Source organism: Erwinia sp. Leaf53, assembly GCF_001422605.1.
In the GTDB taxonomy this organism is placed as follows: Bacteria; Pseudomonadota; Gammaproteobacteria; order Enterobacterales; family Enterobacteriaceae; genus Erwinia.
In genome coordinates, this window is sequence record NZ_LMLK01000002.1 from 40,844 (window position 1) to 56,703 (window position 15,860).

At 61.2% G+C, this 15,860-nt stretch carries 15 protein-coding genes; 7 read left to right on the top strand and 8 right to left on the bottom strand.

The window, feature by feature from the left end; all coding sequences use genetic code 11:
* Positions 1 to 154 precede the first annotated feature (154 nt).
* Positions 155 to 880 carry an NUDIX domain-containing protein gene (locus tag ASF13_RS03040; protein ID WP_056232489.1) on the top strand — a complete coding sequence of 242 codons (726 nt, stop codon included), beginning with the start codon at positions 155 to 157 and terminating at the stop codon, positions 878 to 880.
* Positions 881 to 1,113: 233 nt separating this feature from the next.
* Here the strand turns inward: ASF13_RS03040 and tauD are convergent, their stop codons facing one another.
* From tauD to ASF13_RS03065, 5 genes are all read right to left on the bottom strand, one after another.
* Entirely contained in the window at positions 1,114 to 1,953 is an 840-nt protein-coding gene (tauD, locus tag ASF13_RS03045; protein ID WP_056232491.1) for a taurine dioxygenase, read from the bottom strand.
* A complete protein-coding gene (gene tauC, locus ASF13_RS03050; RefSeq protein WP_056232492.1) occupies positions 1,950 to 2,780 on the bottom strand; it encodes a taurine ABC transporter permease TauC in 831 nt (276 codons plus the stop codon). Before tauC ends, tauD begins: the two co-directional genes overlap by 4 nt.
* Positions 2,777 to 3,544: a taurine ABC transporter ATP-binding subunit gene (gene tauB / locus ASF13_RS03055; protein WP_056232494.1), complete on the bottom strand. Its 768-nt coding sequence runs from the start codon at positions 3,542 to 3,544 to the stop codon at positions 2,777 to 2,779. The genes tauC and tauB overlap by 4 nt, the downstream gene beginning before the upstream one ends.
* 13 nt (positions 3,545 to 3,557) lie before the next feature.
* On the bottom strand, positions 3,558 to 4,535 hold the full coding sequence (gene tauA, locus ASF13_RS03060; protein WP_056232495.1) for a taurine ABC transporter substrate-binding protein: 978 nt from the start codon (positions 4,533 to 4,535) through the stop codon (positions 3,558 to 3,560).
* A 430-nt stretch (positions 4,536 to 4,965) separates the two neighbouring features.
* Positions 4,966 to 5,568: a LysE family translocator gene (locus tag ASF13_RS03065; protein ID WP_056232497.1), complete on the bottom strand. Its 603-nt coding sequence runs from the start codon at positions 5,566 to 5,568 to the stop codon at positions 4,966 to 4,968.
* 58 nt (positions 5,569 to 5,626) lie between these two features.
* Here ASF13_RS03065 and ASF13_RS03070 point away from each other — a divergent pair, with 58 nt between their 5' ends.
* From ASF13_RS03070 to ASF13_RS03080, 3 genes are all read left to right on the top strand, one after another.
* The gene (locus ASF13_RS03070; protein WP_056232499.1) at positions 5,627 to 6,646 is read left to right on the top strand and encodes a hydrolase; all 1,020 of its coding nucleotides are present in this window, start codon (positions 5,627 to 5,629) and stop codon (positions 6,644 to 6,646) included.
* Positions 6,643 to 6,861 (top strand): YheU family protein, encoded by a 219-nt coding sequence (locus ASF13_RS03075; RefSeq protein ID WP_056232501.1) that lies wholly within the window; start codon positions 6,643 to 6,645, stop codon positions 6,859 to 6,861. Before ASF13_RS03070 ends, ASF13_RS03075 begins: the two co-directional genes overlap by 4 nt.
* Positions 6,862 to 6,969: 108 nt before the next feature.
* Complete coding sequence (locus ASF13_RS03080) at positions 6,970 to 7,839, top strand: phosphoribulokinase (protein WP_056232503.1); 870 nt, start codon at positions 6,970 to 6,972, stop codon at positions 7,837 to 7,839.
* A 24-nt stretch (positions 7,840 to 7,863) separates the two neighbouring features.
* Here the strand turns inward: ASF13_RS03080 and ASF13_RS03085 are convergent, their stop codons facing one another.
* Together ASF13_RS03085 and ASF13_RS03090 are read right to left on the bottom strand one after the other, a co-directional pair.
* Positions 7,864 to 9,051 carry an amidohydrolase gene (locus ASF13_RS03085; RefSeq protein ID WP_056232505.1) on the bottom strand — a complete coding sequence of 396 codons (1,188 nt, stop codon included), beginning with the start codon at positions 9,049 to 9,051 and terminating at the stop codon, positions 7,864 to 7,866.
* Positions 9,048 to 10,259: an MFS transporter gene (locus ASF13_RS03090; protein WP_072166271.1), complete on the bottom strand. Its 1,212-nt coding sequence runs from the start codon at positions 10,257 to 10,259 to the stop codon at positions 9,048 to 9,050. The genes ASF13_RS03085 and ASF13_RS03090 overlap by 4 nt, the downstream gene beginning before the upstream one ends.
* A 198-nt stretch (positions 10,260 to 10,457) precedes the next feature.
* On the opposite strand from ASF13_RS03090, the gene ASF13_RS03095 reads away from it, so the two are divergent.
* The 3 genes from ASF13_RS03095 (at position 10,458) to ASF13_RS03105 (ending at position 14,401) form a co-directional block, all read left to right on the top strand.
* Positions 10,458 to 11,408: a LysR substrate-binding domain-containing protein gene (locus ASF13_RS03095; RefSeq protein ID WP_056232509.1), complete on the top strand. Its 951-nt coding sequence runs from the start codon at positions 10,458 to 10,460 to the stop codon at positions 11,406 to 11,408.
* 222 nt (positions 11,409 to 11,630) lie between these two features.
* Positions 11,631 to 12,263, top strand: a complete 633-nt coding sequence (gene crp, locus ASF13_RS03100; RefSeq protein WP_024966547.1) for a cAMP-activated global transcriptional regulator CRP — start codon at positions 11,631 to 11,633, stop codon at positions 12,261 to 12,263.
* A 59-nt stretch (positions 12,264 to 12,322) separates the two neighbouring features.
* Positions 12,323 to 14,401, top strand: coding sequence for a YccS/YhfK family putative transporter (locus ASF13_RS03105; RefSeq protein WP_056232511.1), 2,079 nt, complete (start codon positions 12,323 to 12,325; stop codon positions 14,399 to 14,401).
* 168 nt (positions 14,402 to 14,569) lie between these two features.
* Here ASF13_RS03105 and ASF13_RS03110 read toward each other — a convergent pair whose 3' ends face one another.
* Complete coding sequence (locus ASF13_RS03110; RefSeq protein ID WP_056232513.1) at positions 14,570 to 15,787, bottom strand: aspartate aminotransferase family protein; 1,218 nt, start codon at positions 15,785 to 15,787, stop codon at positions 14,570 to 14,572.
* Positions 15,788 to 15,860: the final 73 nt, after the last annotated feature.

Below are 15,860 nucleotides of genomic sequence, written 5' to 3' on the forward strand. Positions count from 1 at the left end.
ACATTAATTGACAAGCGAAAAATCAAACCGGCACAAAAATGATGCTTAACCAGTTGATTTTAAGAGTGATAAAGTTGTCAGCGCGGGTGGAAAGATTGAATGATGGCTCCTCCGCTGGTAATGTGTCCGAGCGACACTTCCTGCAGGTAATGCTATGTCATCAGAACACGAGTATCTGGCGCAGTACGACGCTTCGCGCTATCCGTCCCCGATCGTCACCGTCGACAGCGTGCTGTTCAGCCTCTGGCAGCAGCAGCTGTGCGTGCTGCTGGTACAGCGCGCCAGGCACCCGCAGCGCGGCCACTGGGGGTTACCGGGGGGATTTATCGACCTGCTGCAGGATGGATCCACGCGCGACACCGCGCTACGCAAGCTGCGGGAAAAGACCGGCGTCAATCCGCCGTGGCTCGAGCAGCTGGCCACCTACTCGGGGCCCGACCGAGACCCGCGCGGCTGGAGCCTGACCACGGCGTGGTACGCGCTGATCGCCGCCGAAGCCTGTTCTGCCGGCAGTGACGACGTCAGCGATGCACAGTGGCAGCCGGTGGCCGGGCTGGCACAGCGCAGCGACATCGCCTTTGACCACCAGCAGATCGTTGCCGACGCGCTGCAGCGGCTGCGGCAGAAAACGCTCTACTCCCTGCTGCCGGTGTACTGCCTGCCCGCCGCCTTTACCCTGACCCAGTTACAGGAGGTCACTGAGACGATCCTCGCTCGCCCGGTGCAGCGTAAAAGCCTGATCCGTCGCTTTGACGCCTCAGAGATGTTTGAAGAAACCGGCGAGAGCGTCGCTACCGGTGCCCGTAAGGCGAAGCTTTACCGCCTTAAGCCTGGCGCCGACATTCATCATTTCTCGCGCAACCTGATGAGTGAGGAGTGATCGTACCGGAGCGAGACAAGGCGCAAGGCGCTGAGCGAGCGGAGCATACATCAGTATGTGAGCATCGCGAAGGGCCGCACAACGCGGTCGCAGCTCGGTACGGAAGGCAAGTGAAAAAACCGATCGTACCGGAGCGAGACAAGGCGCAAGGCGCTGAGCGAGCGGAGCATACATCAGTATGTGAGCATCGCGAAGGGCCGCAGCAACGCGGTCGCAGCTCGGTACGGACGGTTTTAGAAGGGTTTGTCGCCGAGGATGGTGGCCCGGTGCATGATCCTGCGCGCCGGCAGATAGTCCGCATTGGCATAGTGCTGCGTCACCCGGTTATCCCAGATCGCCACGTCGCCCACCTGCCAGCGCCAGCGCACCTGGAAGTCCGGCTTGGTGATGTGTGCGAACAGGAAGTTCAGCAGCGCGTCACTCTCCTTCTCCTTCACGCCCACCAGCCGCGTGGTAAAACCTTCGTTGACGAACAGCGCCTTTCTGCCGCTCACCGGGTGGGTACGGATCGCCGGATGCACCACCGGCGGGTTCTTCGCCACCGCCTGCTGCCAGCGCTGATGCTCCTCTTCGCTGCCGCGATATTTATACTCCTGAAACGCCTTACGGAAATCGTGCTCGGCCAGCAGGCCGCTGAGCAGGGTTTGCAGCGGCTCAGACAGCGCATCAAACGCCGCGATACCGCTGGCCCACAGCGTATCGCCGCCGGTTTCCGGCAGCTGTTTGGCGGCAAGGATCGCCCCGGCTGGCGGCGTTTCAATAAAGGTCACGTCGGTATGCCAGTTGTCGTTGTCCGGCGGATTATTGTCGTGGGTATCCAGCACGATAATCTCTTCCACGCCCGGCGCATGCGGGTAGACCGGGTGGATATGCAAATCACCGAAGCGCAGCGCCAGCTGGCGCTGCTGCTGCGGCGTCACATGCTGGTCGCGCAGGAACAGCACCTGATGGCGGATCAGCGCGTGATAGAGCTGCTCAAACTGGCCGTCGCTCAGCGGGCGGGTCAGATCGACGTTGCTCACCAGCGCGCCGATATAAGGCCCCAGCGCTTCAATTTTAATACGTTCGTTCATTGCTGTACTCCATGCCAGGGGGTTAAACGACGCTGCAGGGCGCGCAGCCCCAGCTCCAGCGCAAAAGCAATTAAGGCGATTACCGTAATACCGGCCAGCACCACATCAGTGGCCAGGAACTCCCCAGCCGACTGCACCATAAAACCAAGACCACGGGTGGCGGCGATCAGCTCGGCGGCCACCAGCGTTGACCAGCCGACGCCCAGCCCGATGCGTAAACCGGTAAGAATTTCCGGCAGCGCACCGGGCAGCACCACATACCACAGCACCTGCCAGCGGCTGGCACCCAGGGAACGTGCGGCGCGCAGCCGCACCTGCTGGGCGCTTTTCACCCCGGCCACGGCGGACATCGCCACCGGCGCGAAGATCGCCAGATAGATCAGTAATATTTTCGAGGTTTCGCCAATACCGAACCAGATCACCATCAGCGGCAGATAGGCCAGCGGCGGCACCGGACGGTACAGCTCAATCAGCGGGTCGAGAATACCGCGCACGGTCTCGTTCAGGCCCATAAAAATGCCCACCGGCACGCCAATTGCCACTGCGGCCAGCAGGGCAATCAGAATACGCGTCAGGCTGGCCCCCAGATGCTGCCACAGCGTGGCGTCCATAAAGCCTGCCGGGCTGGCAATGGTTAACAGCTTCTGCAGCACCTGCTGCGGCGGCGGTAAGAACAGCGGGCCGATCAGCTGCAGGGCGGTAATCGCCCACCAAACTGCAATAAGCACCGTCAGGGTAGAGAGGCTCAGCGTCAGCTGGCGATTCAGCGGCCAGCGCAGGCGCAAACGACGGCGCGGTGCCACTTTTTCACTGGTCAGGGAACTCATATAAACACCTCGCGCTGATGGAACACCCGGCTGAGCACATATTCACGGCGTTCGATAAACGCCGGATCGGATTTGATCGCCCGGCAGCTTTCACCGGCAGCGTAGCGGCGGCCGAAATCCAGCGCCAGCCGCTCCGCCACCCGGCCGGGGCCTGGCGACAACAGCACCAGCTCACTGGCCAGAAATACCGCTTCTTCAATATCGTGGGTAATTAACAGGATCTGCTTGCCGCTGTCGCGCCACAGGGTCAGCAGCAGCTCCTGCATCTGTTCACGGGTAAACGCATCCAGCGCGCCAAAGGGTTCATCCAGCAGCAGCAGGCGCGGATCGGCCGCCAGCGCGCGGGCAATGCCCACCCGCTGACGCATGCCGCCGGAAAGCTGCCAGACCCAGCGCTTCTCCGCGCCCTCCAGCCCGACCTTTTTCAGCACACGTCGCGCCACCGCATGGCGTTCCGTCCTCTCCACGCCCGCCAGCTGTAAGCCGAAGGCGACGTTATCCAGCACGTTGCGCCACGGCAGAAGCCCTTCATTCTGGAACACCACGCCGCGGTCGGCACCCGGCCCGCGTACCGGCTGGCCGTCCAGCGTGATGCTGCCGCTGTCGGCCGGCAGGAACCCGGCAATCAGGTTGAGCAGCGTGGTTTTGCCACAGCCGGAAGGCCCCAGCACCACCACCAGCTCGCCGTTGCCGATCGACAGATTGATATCCTGCAGCGCAGGCTTGCCCTGATAGCTGGCGTGAAGATGAGAAACGGCAAGCATCGGCAACCTCCGGTTATTTAGTCAGCGGCTGGATAAAGCGGTCGGTAACGAAGCTGCTGTAATCGCTGCCCGCCTGTGGCACCTTGCCCTGCTCTTTCAGGAAGCCAGCGGTATCGACAATCGCTTTGTTCACCGGGCCGTTGAGCTGTTCGATCTGCTGCTGCGCGGTCAGGTAGGTATTACCCTTCACCAGCACCGGCACGTCCTCTTTCGGCACGCCGCTCAGGCGCGCCAGCTTCTCAAGGTTGTCGTCCTGCTTCAGCCACGCATCCGGGTTATCGATATAGGCTTTCTGCGGGGCCAGCGCGCTGCGGGCGAAGGCGGTGACCACCTCAGGATGCTTCTCGGCGAAGTCCTTGCGCACTACCCAGACGTCGAGCGTTGGGGAACCCCATTTGCCCACCTGCGCCGAGTCGGTTAGCACGTTGCCATCCTTCTCCAGCTGATTCACCGCCGGTGACCAGACGTAAGCACCGTCGATATCGCCGCGCTGCCAGGCCGCAATAATCGCCGGCGGCTGCAGATTCACGATCTGCACCTGGCCCGGCTTGATGCCCCAGTGTTTCAGCGAGGCCAGCAGGCTGTAATGGGTGGTGGAGATAAACGGCACCGCGATGCGCTTACCGATCAGATCTTTCGGGTCCTTAATGCTCTTTTTGACCACCAGCGCCTCGGAGTTGCCGAGCTGGGACGCCAGCAGGAACACCTCGATCGGCACGCCCTGGCTGGCGGCTACCGCCAGCGGGCTGGAGCCGATATTGCCGATCTGCACGTCGCCGGAGGCCAGCGCGCGCACCACGCTGGCGCCGCTGTCAAACTTACGCCAGTCGACCTTTGCCCCGCTCTCTTTGGCAAACGTGCCGTCGGCCTGCGCCACTTTGGCCGGTTCTGCTGAGGTCTGATAAGCGATGGTGACATCCACCGCCTGAACGCTGAGTGCCGTCAGCGACAGTGCCGCTGCTAAAATTGAAAGTGAAAATTTACCCGCCATAGCCCGCTCCGAAAATTATTGTTATGGGTGAACCCCTCCTTTGTAACCGGGCGGCACTATCGTAATAAAGTAATTAAAAATTCTCTGTTATACCGAAATCTGCTTAGAAAAAAGACAGCAATTCAATGCAAAAAAGCGGGATTAGCCGGTGTTATAAACCGTGTACGGCCTCATTACGTTCAGGCTGGTCGCTGTGAATTCAGGTGCCCGGCGTATCGGGTCTGTCCGAAAGTGCTGATGTCGCTGTTTCAGTCCGCACCCGGCAGACGACACCGAATCTGAGGCGATGGGAGCCTGTACAGGGAGTAAAGCGTCACGGCACAGGGAGTTGCCGTGCCGGGCTGTCACGGATGACGCTTTTTGCGTCTTGACGGAGTGGACAGGCTCCCTGAGCCAGTAGCCGGAGTGACAGGCGACCAGCCCCCAGCCCTCAGCGCCAGATCAGCAGCACACAGGCGGCGGTGAGCAGCCCCATCGCCACGTTGAACAGGCGCCACGCCCGACGGCTGCGCAGAATGCGGCCGATCAGCGCCCCGAAGCCGATCCAGATAATCCCTGAGACCAGATTCACCAGCGCCATGCCGAAACTGATGGCCAGCACCGAGTGCAGATAGGCCTCCCCCGCCAGGCTGAAGCTGGCTACCGCGCCCAGCGCCATCAGCCAGGCTTTCGGGTTGATCAGCTGCAGCAGCCCGCCCTGCCAGAACGGCATCGGTGTGGCCGGGGCGGCATCGGTGTTCAGCTCTTCATACCCGGCGCTGCCGATTTTCCACGCCAGCCACAGCAGGTAGAGGCTACCGGCAATTTTCAGCAGCAGATGCAGCGCGGGATAGAGCAGGATCAGGCCACCAACGCCAAAGGCCACCATGAGCAGCATCAGCTGCATACCGATCATGATGCCCACCAGCAGCATCAGCGAACGCAGCAAACCAAACCTGGCACCGGAAGCGGTGAGTAACATATTATTAGGGCCCGGCGTGATGGCAGCGACCCAAAGAAAGCCTAACATAGATAAAAACAGACTCAGTTCCATACAACGGGCGCCTCTCACCCACTACCGATCGTTAACCCGATGAAGCTAACAGCGAGCCATGGATTCAACAAGCCCGGACGTTATAAATTTCGCCCCCCGCCCCGGCGAGGCTTTTCACCCGTTGCCGGGCGCGGCCAATCCGCACCTGCAGACGATTCTGCCGCGCCTGCTGCGCCGCCGCATTGCCCTGCGCCCCCACTGGCAGCGCCTGACCCTGCCGGACGGCGATTTTGTCGATCTGGCCTGGAGCGAAGACCCGGCGCAGGCGCGCCACAAACCGCGCGTGGTGCTGTTCCACGGCCTGGAGGGTAGTTTCAACAGCCCCTATGCCCACGGCCTGATGCAGGCATGGCAGGCGCGCGGCTGGCTGGGTGTGGTGATGCATTTTCGCGGCTGCAGCGGTACGCCGAATCGCCTGAACCGCATCTATCATTCCGGCGAAACGGAAGATGCCAGCTTCTTCCTGCGGTGGCTGCGTGAGACGTGGGGCGACGTACCGACCGCCGCGGTAGGCATCTCCCTCGGCGGCAATATGCTGGCCTGCCTGATGGGAAAACAGGGGGACGCGTGTCTGCTGGACGCCGGGGTGGTGGTCTCTGCGCCGCTGATGCTGGAGCCCTGCAGCCGGCGGCTGGAGCAGGGATTTTCCCGCGTCTACCAGCGCTATCTGCTGAACCTGCTGAAGCAGAACGCCCGCCGCAAGCTGCTGGCGTGGCCCGGTACGCTGCCGGTCGATCTGCAACAGCTGGCGTCCCTGCGCCAGCTGCGCGACTTTGATGATGCGATCACCGCCCGCGCTCACGGCTTTGCCGATGCCACCGACTACTATCGCCGCTGCAGCGCCCTGCCGCTGCTGCCCGGCGTGCGTAAACCGCTGCTGATCGTGCACGCCAGCGACGACCCTTTTATGACCCCTGAAGTGATCCCCGACCCCGCACTGCTGCCGGCGTGCGTTGACTATCAGCTGACGCAGCACGGCGGGCATGTCGGATTTGTAGGTGGAACCCTGCGTCAGCCACAGATGTGGCTGGAGCAGCGCATTCCACAGTGGCTTACCCCCTGGCTGGAGCAACGATGATTATTCCCTGGCGCGATCTTAACCCTGAAACCCTTGATAGCCTGCTGGAAGCCTTTGTGCTGCGCGAAGGCACCGACTATGGCGAGCAGGAGCGCACGCTGGCCGAGAAGGTGGACGACGTGCGGCGCCAGCTGGTCAGCGGCGAGGTAGTGCTGATGTGGTCTGAACTGCATGAAACCGTCAATATCATGCCGCGCGGCCAGTTCAGGGAGTGACGATAACGCGCTGGCCGGGTCAGGCGGCGCATGCAGCACTGGTGACATTACCGCGCCAAACGTGATACCAATGCAGCCTGGGTTCGAAGTTTAAGGGAGTTGTCCGTCATGTCAGCCAAACATCCGGTTATCGCCGTCACCGGCTCCAGCGGGGCAGGAACCACCACCACCAGCCTGGCGTTCAGGAAAATATTCCAGCAGCTTAATCTGCGCGCGGCCGAGGTGGAAGGCGACAGCTTTCACCGTTTTACCCGCCCGGAGATGGATATGGCCATCCGTAAGGCACGTGACATGGGGAAACACGTCAGCTATTTCGGGCCGGAGGCTAACGATTTCGGCCTGCTGGAGCAGACCTTCGCCGGGTATGGCCGCAGCGGTAAGGGCCAGTCACGCAAGTATCTGCACACCTATGATGAAGCGGTGCCGTGGAACCAGGTGCCGGGCACCTTCACCCCGTGGCAGCCGCTGCCGGAACCGACCGACGTGCTGTTCTATGAGGGGCTGCACGGCGGCGTGGTAACGCCACAGCACAGCGTGGCAGACCACGTTGACCTGCTGGTGGGCGTGGTGCCGATCGTCAACCTCGAATGGATCCAGAAGCTGGTACGTGACACCAGCGAGCGCGGCCACTCGCGCGAGGCGGTGATGGATTCGGTGGTGCGCTCGATGGAGGACTACATCAACTTTATTACGCCACAGTTCTCGCGCACCCACCTCAACTTCCAGCGGGTGCCGACGGTGGATACCTCCAACCCCTTCGCCGCCCGCGGCATTCCCTCGCTCGACGAGAGTTTTGTGGTGATCCATTTCCAGGGTCTGGAGGATATCGACTTCCCGTATCTGCTCGCCATGCTGCAGGGCTCCTTTATCTCGCATATGAAAACCCTGGTCGTGCCCGGCGGTAAGATGGGCCTGGCGATGGAGCTGATCATGGCACCGCTGGTGCAACGGCTGATCGAAGGTAAAAAAATCGTCTGAGCCCCGCCGTTCGGACGGTGGCCGTCAGGTGCGCCCGTCCATCAGCAGCCGCTGGATAAACCCGATATGCAGCTTCACGCCCAGCGGCAGCACCGCCTCATCAAGGCGGAAGTGGGGGTTATGCAGATTCCAGCAGGCCCCGATTGCCTCGTTGCCCGAACCGACAAACAGGAAGCAGCCGGGCACCACCTGCTGGTAGGCCGAAAAGTCTTCACAGCCGAACATCGGGTGCGGCAGAATTTTCAACGCCTGCTCGCCCAGCTGGGCTCGGACATTCTCTGCAGCGATCTGGCAGGCGTCGCGGTGGTTAACGCCGGTGACGTAGCCGCGCGTCCAGTTCAGCTGGTAGCTGCCGCCAGAGGCCCGGGTCAGGCCCTCCAGCATCTGCTCCATCATCTTAGGGATCTCTTCGCGCGCCTCGCGGCTTAGCGTGCGCAGCGTACCCCTGAGGTGCGCGCTGTCCGGGATCACGTTGTAGCCACCGTCGGCAAGAAAGCTGGCCACGGTCAGCACCGCGCGGTCGTTCGGGTTCAGCCGCCGCGACACCACCTGCTGCAGCGCGTGCACCACCCCTGCCCCCATCACGATCGGATCGCAGCTTTTATCCGGCATCGCCGCGTGCGCGCCGGTGCCCTGCAGGATCAGATCAAAGTTGTCGCTGGCGGCGCTGAACACCCCTTCGGTAAAACCGACGGTGCCGGTGGGAAAACCGGGCATCACGTGCAGGCCGAAGATCGTCTGTACGTCACGCATCGCCCCCAGTTCCACCAGCTCCTGCGCTCCGCCGGGCGGTACCTCCTCGGCATGCTGGAAAACGAAGCGCACGCGTCCGGCAATCTGCGAGCGCAGCTGGCACAGCACTTTGGCCGCGCCCAACAGCATCGCGGTGTGCGCGTCGTGTCCGCAGGCGTGCATCACCCCCGGATGGCGTGAGGTAAACGGCTCATCGTTCAGCTCATGGATCGGCAGGGCGTCCATATCCGCGCGCAGCGCAATACACGGGCCGCTGCGCGCGCCGGTCAGCTCCGCCAGCACGCTGTTCGGCGTCAACCGCGTCAGGGCCAATGGCCCCATCTTCGCCAGCTCCGCGGCCACGTAGTCGGCCGTCTCCTGCTCGTAAAAGGAGAGATGGGGGTTAGCATGAATATGCCGCCGCCAGGCGACCACCTGCGGTGTGACATCCTCAATCAGTGAAGCAACTGCAGCGTTCATAGTGACTCCTGATGTTGCGGTGAGATAAGCGGCCGCCGGCTGCCGGGCAGCAGCGCCAGCCCGGCAATCACGATCGCGACCATCATAAACAGGAAGCTGGTGAAGTAGTCCCCTCCGCTGGCCGCCACCAGATACCCGATGACGATCGGGCCAATAAACCCGCCGGCCACACCGCAGGCGTTAAGAAAGCCCACCGTGGTGCCCATAATGCGCGGTTCGAAACGTTTCAACGGCAGCGTAAAGGTAAAGACAAAGGTGCAGAAGGTGGCACCGTTGGTGATCATCAGAATGACAATCGTCGCCATCAGCGAGGTGGAAAAATAGATGCCGAGCAGGCCACAGGCCGCAACCAGCGCGGTGCAAAGGATCACCAGCGGCTCGCGACCGGAGCCATAGCGCCCCACCAGCCAGCCGCCGATAATCGACGAAGCCCACGCCCCAATACCGCCGATGGAGATGATCTCACCGGTAACGGCCATCGACAGGCCATGCTCTTTGACCAGAAAGCTGGGTAGCCAGGCCATCAGGCTGTAGGCGGGAAGATTGACGCAGACGTTGGCGATAATCAGCTGCCAGATTAGCGGATGACGAAACATCAGCCGCCAGCTACCCCGCGACGGCGCGGCCACCTCCTGTTGCTGCTGTCCGTGTTTTGGCAGTAGCACCAGCATCAGCAGCGCCACCAGCAGAAAGAGTGCGGCAAACACCATATACATCTGCTGCCAGTGCATCACCCGCAGCGCCCAGATTGCCAGCAGCGGCCCGATCACCATCGCCATTCCTGAGGAGGAGAGCAGTAGCGACTGTACAAAGGTTCGATGCTGCAGATCGAAGGTCATGGTCACCGTTTTCGCGCTGGCGCTGGGATAACCGGAGTGACCGATGCCGGCCAGCATGCGAAACAGGATCAGCCAGCCAAGGCCCAGCCCCCACCAGCCAAACAGCAGGGCACATACGCCCACCAGCGCCAGCGACATCACCAGCATCGCCCGGTAGCCCAGCCGGTCGTTTAACCAGCCGGCGGGGATCTGAAACAGGGTGTAGGAGAAAAAAAATAAGCCCGGGATCAGGCCGACCTGCTGCGGGGTGAAGTTAAACTCTGCGCGTATCGGCAGAAGCGCAAAGCCCATCACGGTTTTATCGATATAAATCAGGGTATAGCCGGCAAATAACATCAGGATCATTCCCAGGCGTGCGCGTCTATCCATTGCTGTTTCTCCTAATTAACTGAAAAGGAATCAATCAATTACGTCCGTCAGTCTCTGTCCCGCGCTGTGAGCAACATCACAACGAAACAAACACAATGATTTAACATGTCCACAACACCATCAGGGATTTACATCAGTCAGGTAAGATGAAATTTTCGTTGCCCTGATACGTTTCTGGCATCAGTGAAGGAGAACGGGATGCGCTATCTACCTAAAATGCAGCAGCTGCGGGTGTTTGAAGAAGTCGTGCGTCAGGGCAGTATCCGCTCGGCGGCCCGCACGCTGGCACAGTCACAGCCGGCCATCAGCCGGGCGCTGAAGGAACTGGAAAATACGCTGCAAACGGAGCTGTTTCTGCGCGGCCCTGGCGGGATCACGCTTACGCCCAGCGGCCAGCTGTTCGCGGTACGCAACCGCTTTATCCTGCAGGAGCTGCAGCGGGCGGGGGATGAAATCTACTCCGCCCAGCATCCTCAGCAGGGGCAGGTGGCGGTGGGAGTTTGCAGCCTGGTGGGCTCAACGATGCTGGCGGAGGTGGTCGAAAAATTCCGCCTGCGCCACCCGCAGGCCCGGCTAACCGTCAAAGAGGGCCTGATGCGCAGCCTGCTGCCGCTGCTGAACAGCGGCGAGATCGACTTTGCCGCCGGGCCGGTTCCCGCTGACCTTAAGCAGGAGCGGCTGGTGATCACCCCGCTCTTTCAGGTGCCGCTGTGCGTGGTCGCCAGCAAAAATCATCCGGCGCGGCGGGCGCGGGCGTTAACCCAGCTGAGCGAGCAAAAATGGCTGCTGGCAGAAGATGAGAGCGCCACGCTGTCATCGTTAAATGATGAGCTGAAACGCTTTTTTCAGGCGCTGCCGCAGCCTGCATTACGCACCAGTTCGTTACTGTCCGCCATCGAACTGGTCGAGCGTGCGGGATACCTGATGCTGTTACCGGAACCGGTGGTGAGCCGCTGGTCGCACAGCCTGGTGCAGCTGCCGATCGGCACGCTACCCGCGCTGCGGTATGGCGCGGTCTGCTCCAGCCACTCGCCGCTGACCGCCAGCGCGCAGCAGCTGTTGAAAATACTTGAGAAAGCCAGCGGGCGTGACGCGTGGCGCTGTTCTACCGGCAAAAACAGCACGCCCTCCCTTTTCCCGCTATGCTGAAGCGATACAACACAAGACAGTTATGTAAAGCTGTGCTACAAACAAAGCTGTAATATTTACTGTCACCATCATGCACGGTAAAAACGGGCCCCCTACGCGAGCCATGCTCTGAACAGAGACCCGTATCATTTTCCCTCAGGGAAACGCTTGACTATTTCAACGCCTGGCAGGGAGAGCAGCCCCTGTTTTTGGGCTCGATGACAAAACAGAGGATAACAGCGAATGGTTCTCGGCAAACCGCAAACAGACCCGACTCTCGAATGGTTCCTGTCACATTGCCATATTCACAAATATCCATCCAAAAGCACGCTGATCCATCAGGGTGAAAAGGCAGAAACCCTCTACTACATCGTCAAAGGCGCGGTAGCGGTGCTGATCAAGGATGAAGAAGGCAAAGAGATGATCCTCTCCTACCTGAACCAGGGCGACTTTATTGGCGAACTGGGCCTGTTTGAAGAGGGGCAGGAGCGCAGCGCCTGGGTGCGCGCGAAAGCGGCCTGCGAAGTGGCTGAAATTTCCTACAAAAAATTCCGTCAGCTGATTCAGGTAAACCCGGATATTCTGATGCGTCTCTCCTCGCAGATGGCGCGTCGTCTGCAGGTGACGTCTGAAAAGGTCGGCAACCTCGCCTTCCTCGACGTGACCGGCCGTATTGCCCAGACCCTGCTCAATCTGGCCAAACAGCCCGATGCCATGACCCACCCGGATGGCATGCAGATCAAAATCACCCGTCAGGAGATCGGCCAGATCGTCGGCTGTTCCCGTGAAACCGTGGGCCGTATCCTGAAAATGCTGGAAGATCAGAATCTGATCTCTGCACACGGCAAAACCATTGTCGTTTACGGCACCCGTTAACCGATCTTAATCCTGCGGCGCGACAGGCTTCTGTCGCGCCTTTTTTATGGGTACGGTGCATGTGGCGTAGACTCATCTATCACCCTGAGGTCAACTACGCCCTGCGGCAAACGCTGGTGCTCTGTTTGCCGGTGGCGATTGGCTGGCTGTTCGGAGCCCTGCAACAGGGTCTGCTGTTCTCTTTAGTCCCCGCCTGCTGCAACAACGCCGGCCTTGATACCCTGCATAAACGCTTCTTTAAACGCCTGATCGTCGGCGGCTCGCTGTTTGCCGGCTGCAGTTTTCTGATCCAGTACGCCGGGGCACAGGGCGTGCCGCTGCCGCTGATCCTGCTGCTGATGACGATGGTGCTTGGCGTGCTGGGTGAAATCAGCCCGCTGCACGGCCGCCTGCTGCCCGCGTCGCTGATCGCCGCCATCTTTACCTTAAGCCTGGCAGGCCGGGTGCCTGTCTGGCAGCCGCCGCTGCTGTTTATCTGCGGCACCCTGTGGTACGGACTGTTTAACGGCTTCTGGTTCTGGCTGTGGAAAGAGCAGCCGCTGCGGGAAACCCTGAGCCTGCTTTACCGTGAACTGGCGGGTTACTGCGAAGCCAAATATACCCTGCTGACCCGCCTGACCGACCCCGATACCGCGCTGCCGCCGCTGCTGATTCGTCAGCAGAAGGCGGTCGACCTGATTAATACCTGCTATCAGCAGATGCATATGCTCTCCGCCGGCCGCGATCAGCACTACCGGCGGCTGACGCGCGCCTTTCAGGTGGCGCTGGATCTGCAGGAGCATATCGCCGTCAGCCTGCATCAGCCGCAGGAGGTGCAAAAGCTGGTCGAACAGAGCCATGCAGAGGCAGTGATCCGCTGGAACGCCCGGATTATTGCCGCGCGGCTGCGCACGCTGGCGGATGATATCCTCTACCATCGTTTGTCAGCGCGCTTTGGCATGGAAAAACAGCTACAGGCGCTGGAGAAGATCGCCCGCCAGCATCCTGACAATCCGGTCGGCAACTTCTGTTATTACCACTTCAGCCGTATCGCCCGCCTGCTGCGCACCCAGCAGCCGCTCTACCGCCGCGACCTGATGGCCGACCGCCAGCGCCGCCTGCCGCTGATCCCGGCGCTGAAAAGCTACCTGTCGCTGAAGTCCACCGCGCTGCGCACCGCCGCCCGTTATGCGGTGATGCTGACCTTTGCCAGTACGCTGGCGCTGTTCTTTAACCTGCCCAAACCTTACTGGGTGCTGATGACGGTGATGTTCGTCAGCCTCAACGGTTACAGCGCTACCCGGGTACGCATTCAACACCGTGCGCTGGGCACACTGGCCGGGCTGGCGGTGGCGGCACTCACCCTGCGCCTGCACGCGCCGGAGTCGGTGGTGCTGCTGCTGATGCTGGCGATTACGCTGGTGAGCTACCTGATTATCCGCCCGTTCTACGGCTGGGCCACGGTCGGCTTTACGGTGACCACGGTATGGACGCTGCAACTGCTGTCGCTGAACGGTGCCGATTTTCTGCTGCCGCGGCTGATGGATACGCTGATGGGCTGCCTGATCGCCTTTGGCGGCATGATCTGGCTGTGGCCACAGTGGCAGAACGGCCTGCTGCGGCAGAACGCGCACGACGCGCTGGAGGCGGACCAGGAGGCTTTGCGGCTGTTACTGGGCGACGAGCAGGATGCCGGCAAGCTGGCGTATCAGCGCATGCGCGTCAACCAGGCGCACAATGCGCTGTTTAACTCGCTGAACCAGGCGATGCAGGAGCCGGGCTTTAACTCACGCTATCTCTCCGACATGAAGCTGTGGGTGACCCACAGCCAGTTTATCGTCGAACATATCAACGCCATTACCATCCTGGCGCGCGAACATACCATGCTGACCCGATCGCTTGCGGAGCGCTATCTGCAGTCCTGTGAGATTGCCCTGCAGCGCTGCCAGCAGCGGCTGGAGTATGACGGACCGGGATCGGAGAGCAACGTGCTGGAATCGCCTGAGGCGCTCCACGGCGGGCCAACCACCGTGGTCGAACGCCACGTTAAGCGCATCCTCAGCCACCTCAGCATAATGCACACTATCTCGTCGCTGACATGGAGCCAGCGCCCGCACCACGGCGGCTGGCTGCGCCGCCGTCTGGGCAAAAAAAACTGAGGGCGGGATCGCTCCCGCCCTCAGCATCACCGTTACCCACCGGCATCCGTCGCTGTCGTCGCTGCCGTTGGGGCCAGGCTAAGTGCCCGCCCGCCAGCACGCCACACGATCGTTCAGCCAGTCAGCCAGTCAGCCAGTCAGCCAGTCAGCGTGTAAAGTCGGTGAGGCTTACGCCAGCACCTTTTCCACCGCCGCCGCGAAGCGTGCCATACCTTCGGCAATGTCGGCAGGCTCAATCACCAGCGACGGAGCAAAGCGGATCACGTCAGTCCCTGCAACCAGCACCATTACCCCTTCCGCCGCCGAGGCGGTAAGGATGTCACGCGCTTTGCCGGCGTGCTGTGGCTTCAGCGCCGCGCCGATTAACAGGCCCTTGCCGCGGATCTCGCTGAACAGGTCCAGGCGGGCATCCAGCGCCTGCAGCGCCTCGACAAACAGCTGACGGCGCTCGGCCACGCCGTCCAGCACCTCAGGGGTATTGATGATATCCAGCGCCGCTTCGGCGACCGCACAGGCCAGCGGGTTGCCGCCGTAGGTCGTGCCGTGCACGCCCGGAGCCATCACCGAGGCGATCTCATTGGTGGTCAGCATCGCGCTGACCGGGAAGCCGCCGCCCAGCGCTTTCGCGGTGGTGATAATGTCCGGCTGCACGCCGTAGTGCTCATAAGCGAACAGCTTGCCGCTGCGGCCCATACCGCTCTGCACCTCGTCCAGCACCAGCAGCGCGTTGTGCTGGTCACAGAGCTGGCGCAGGCCCTGCATAAATTCCGGCGTAGCCGGCGTGACCCCGCCCTCGCCCTGAATCGGCTCGACCACAATGGCGCAGGTGTGATCGTCGATCACCGCCTTCACCGCGGCCAGATCGTTAAACGGCACGTGAATAATGTCGGCCGGTTTCGGGCCAAAGCCGTCGGAATACTTCGGCTGACCGCCAACCGACACGGTAAACAGCGTGCGGCCGTGGAAGGCGTTGTGGAAGGCAATAATCTTGCTTTTAAACGGACTGTGACGCTGGCTGGCGTAGTAGCGCGCCAGCTTAAAGGCGGCTTCGTTTGCTTCCGCACCGGAGTTAGCAAAAAATACGCGGTCGGCGAAGGTGGCGGCAATCAGCTTTGAAGCCAGGCGCAGCGCAGGTTCGTTGGTAAATACGTTGCTGGTGTGCCACAGGGTCTCGCCCTGCGTTTTCAGCGCCTCAACCAGCGCCGGATGGCAGTGCCCCAGCGCCGTTACCGCGATCCCACCGGAAAAATCCACGTACTCTTTTCCCTGCTGATCCCAGACGCGGCTGCCTTTTCCTTTCACCGGCACAAACTGTGCAGGTGCATAAACAGGCAAAATCACCTCATCAAAGGTCGCCCGCGTAACCGCCATTTTTTCAGCCGCCATTCCCTACCTCACCCGTTGAACGTTAAATTAACATGAAAATATAGTCATAAAATATGCATAAAAAATCACACAA

What these genes read in the sequence shown, in the direction of transcription:
- ASF13_RS03075 (WP_056232501.1), top strand. Translation starts at nt 6,643, where the DNA reads ATGATTATTCCCTGGCGCGATCTTAACCCTGAAACCCTTGATAGCCTG.
- ASF13_RS03090 (WP_072166271.1), bottom strand. Translation starts at nt 10,259, where the DNA reads ATGGATAGACGCGCACGCCTGGGAATGATCCTGATGTTATTTGCCGGC.
- ASF13_RS03040 (WP_056232489.1), top strand. Translation starts at nt 155, where the DNA reads ATGTCATCAGAACACGAGTATCTGGCGCAGTACGACGCTTCGCGCTAT.
- crp (WP_024966547.1), top strand. Translation starts at nt 11,631, where the DNA reads ATGGTTCTCGGCAAACCGCAAACAGACCCGACTCTCGAATGGTTCCTG.
- tauD (WP_056232491.1), bottom strand. Translation starts at nt 1,953, where the DNA reads ATGAACGAACGTATTAAAATTGAAGCGCTGGGGCCTTATATCGGCGCG.
- tauB (WP_056232494.1), bottom strand. Translation starts at nt 3,544, where the DNA reads ATGCTTGCCGTTTCTCATCTTCACGCCAGCTATCAGGGCAAGCCTGCG.
- ASF13_RS03105 (WP_056232511.1), top strand. Translation starts at nt 12,323, where the DNA reads ATGTGGCGTAGACTCATCTATCACCCTGAGGTCAACTACGCCCTGCGG.
- ASF13_RS03110 (WP_056232513.1), bottom strand. Translation starts at nt 15,787, where the DNA reads ATGGCGGCTGAAAAAATGGCGGTTACGCGGGCGACCTTTGATGAGGTG.
- ASF13_RS03070 (WP_056232499.1), top strand. Translation starts at nt 5,627, where the DNA reads ATGGATTCAACAAGCCCGGACGTTATAAATTTCGCCCCCCGCCCCGGC.
- ASF13_RS03080 (WP_056232503.1), top strand. Translation starts at nt 6,970, where the DNA reads ATGTCAGCCAAACATCCGGTTATCGCCGTCACCGGCTCCAGCGGGGCA.
- ASF13_RS03085 (WP_056232505.1), bottom strand. Translation starts at nt 9,051, where the DNA reads ATGAACGCTGCAGTTGCTTCACTGATTGAGGATGTCACACCGCAGGTG.
- tauC (WP_056232492.1), bottom strand. Translation starts at nt 2,780, where the DNA reads ATGAGTTCCCTGACCAGTGAAAAAGTGGCACCGCGCCGTCGTTTGCGC.
- ASF13_RS03065 (WP_056232497.1), bottom strand. Translation starts at nt 5,568, where the DNA reads ATGGAACTGAGTCTGTTTTTATCTATGTTAGGCTTTCTTTGGGTCGCT.
- tauA (WP_056232495.1), bottom strand. Translation starts at nt 4,535, where the DNA reads ATGGCGGGTAAATTTTCACTTTCAATTTTAGCAGCGGCACTGTCGCTG.
- ASF13_RS03095 (WP_056232509.1), top strand. Translation starts at nt 10,458, where the DNA reads ATGCGCTATCTACCTAAAATGCAGCAGCTGCGGGTGTTTGAAGAAGTC.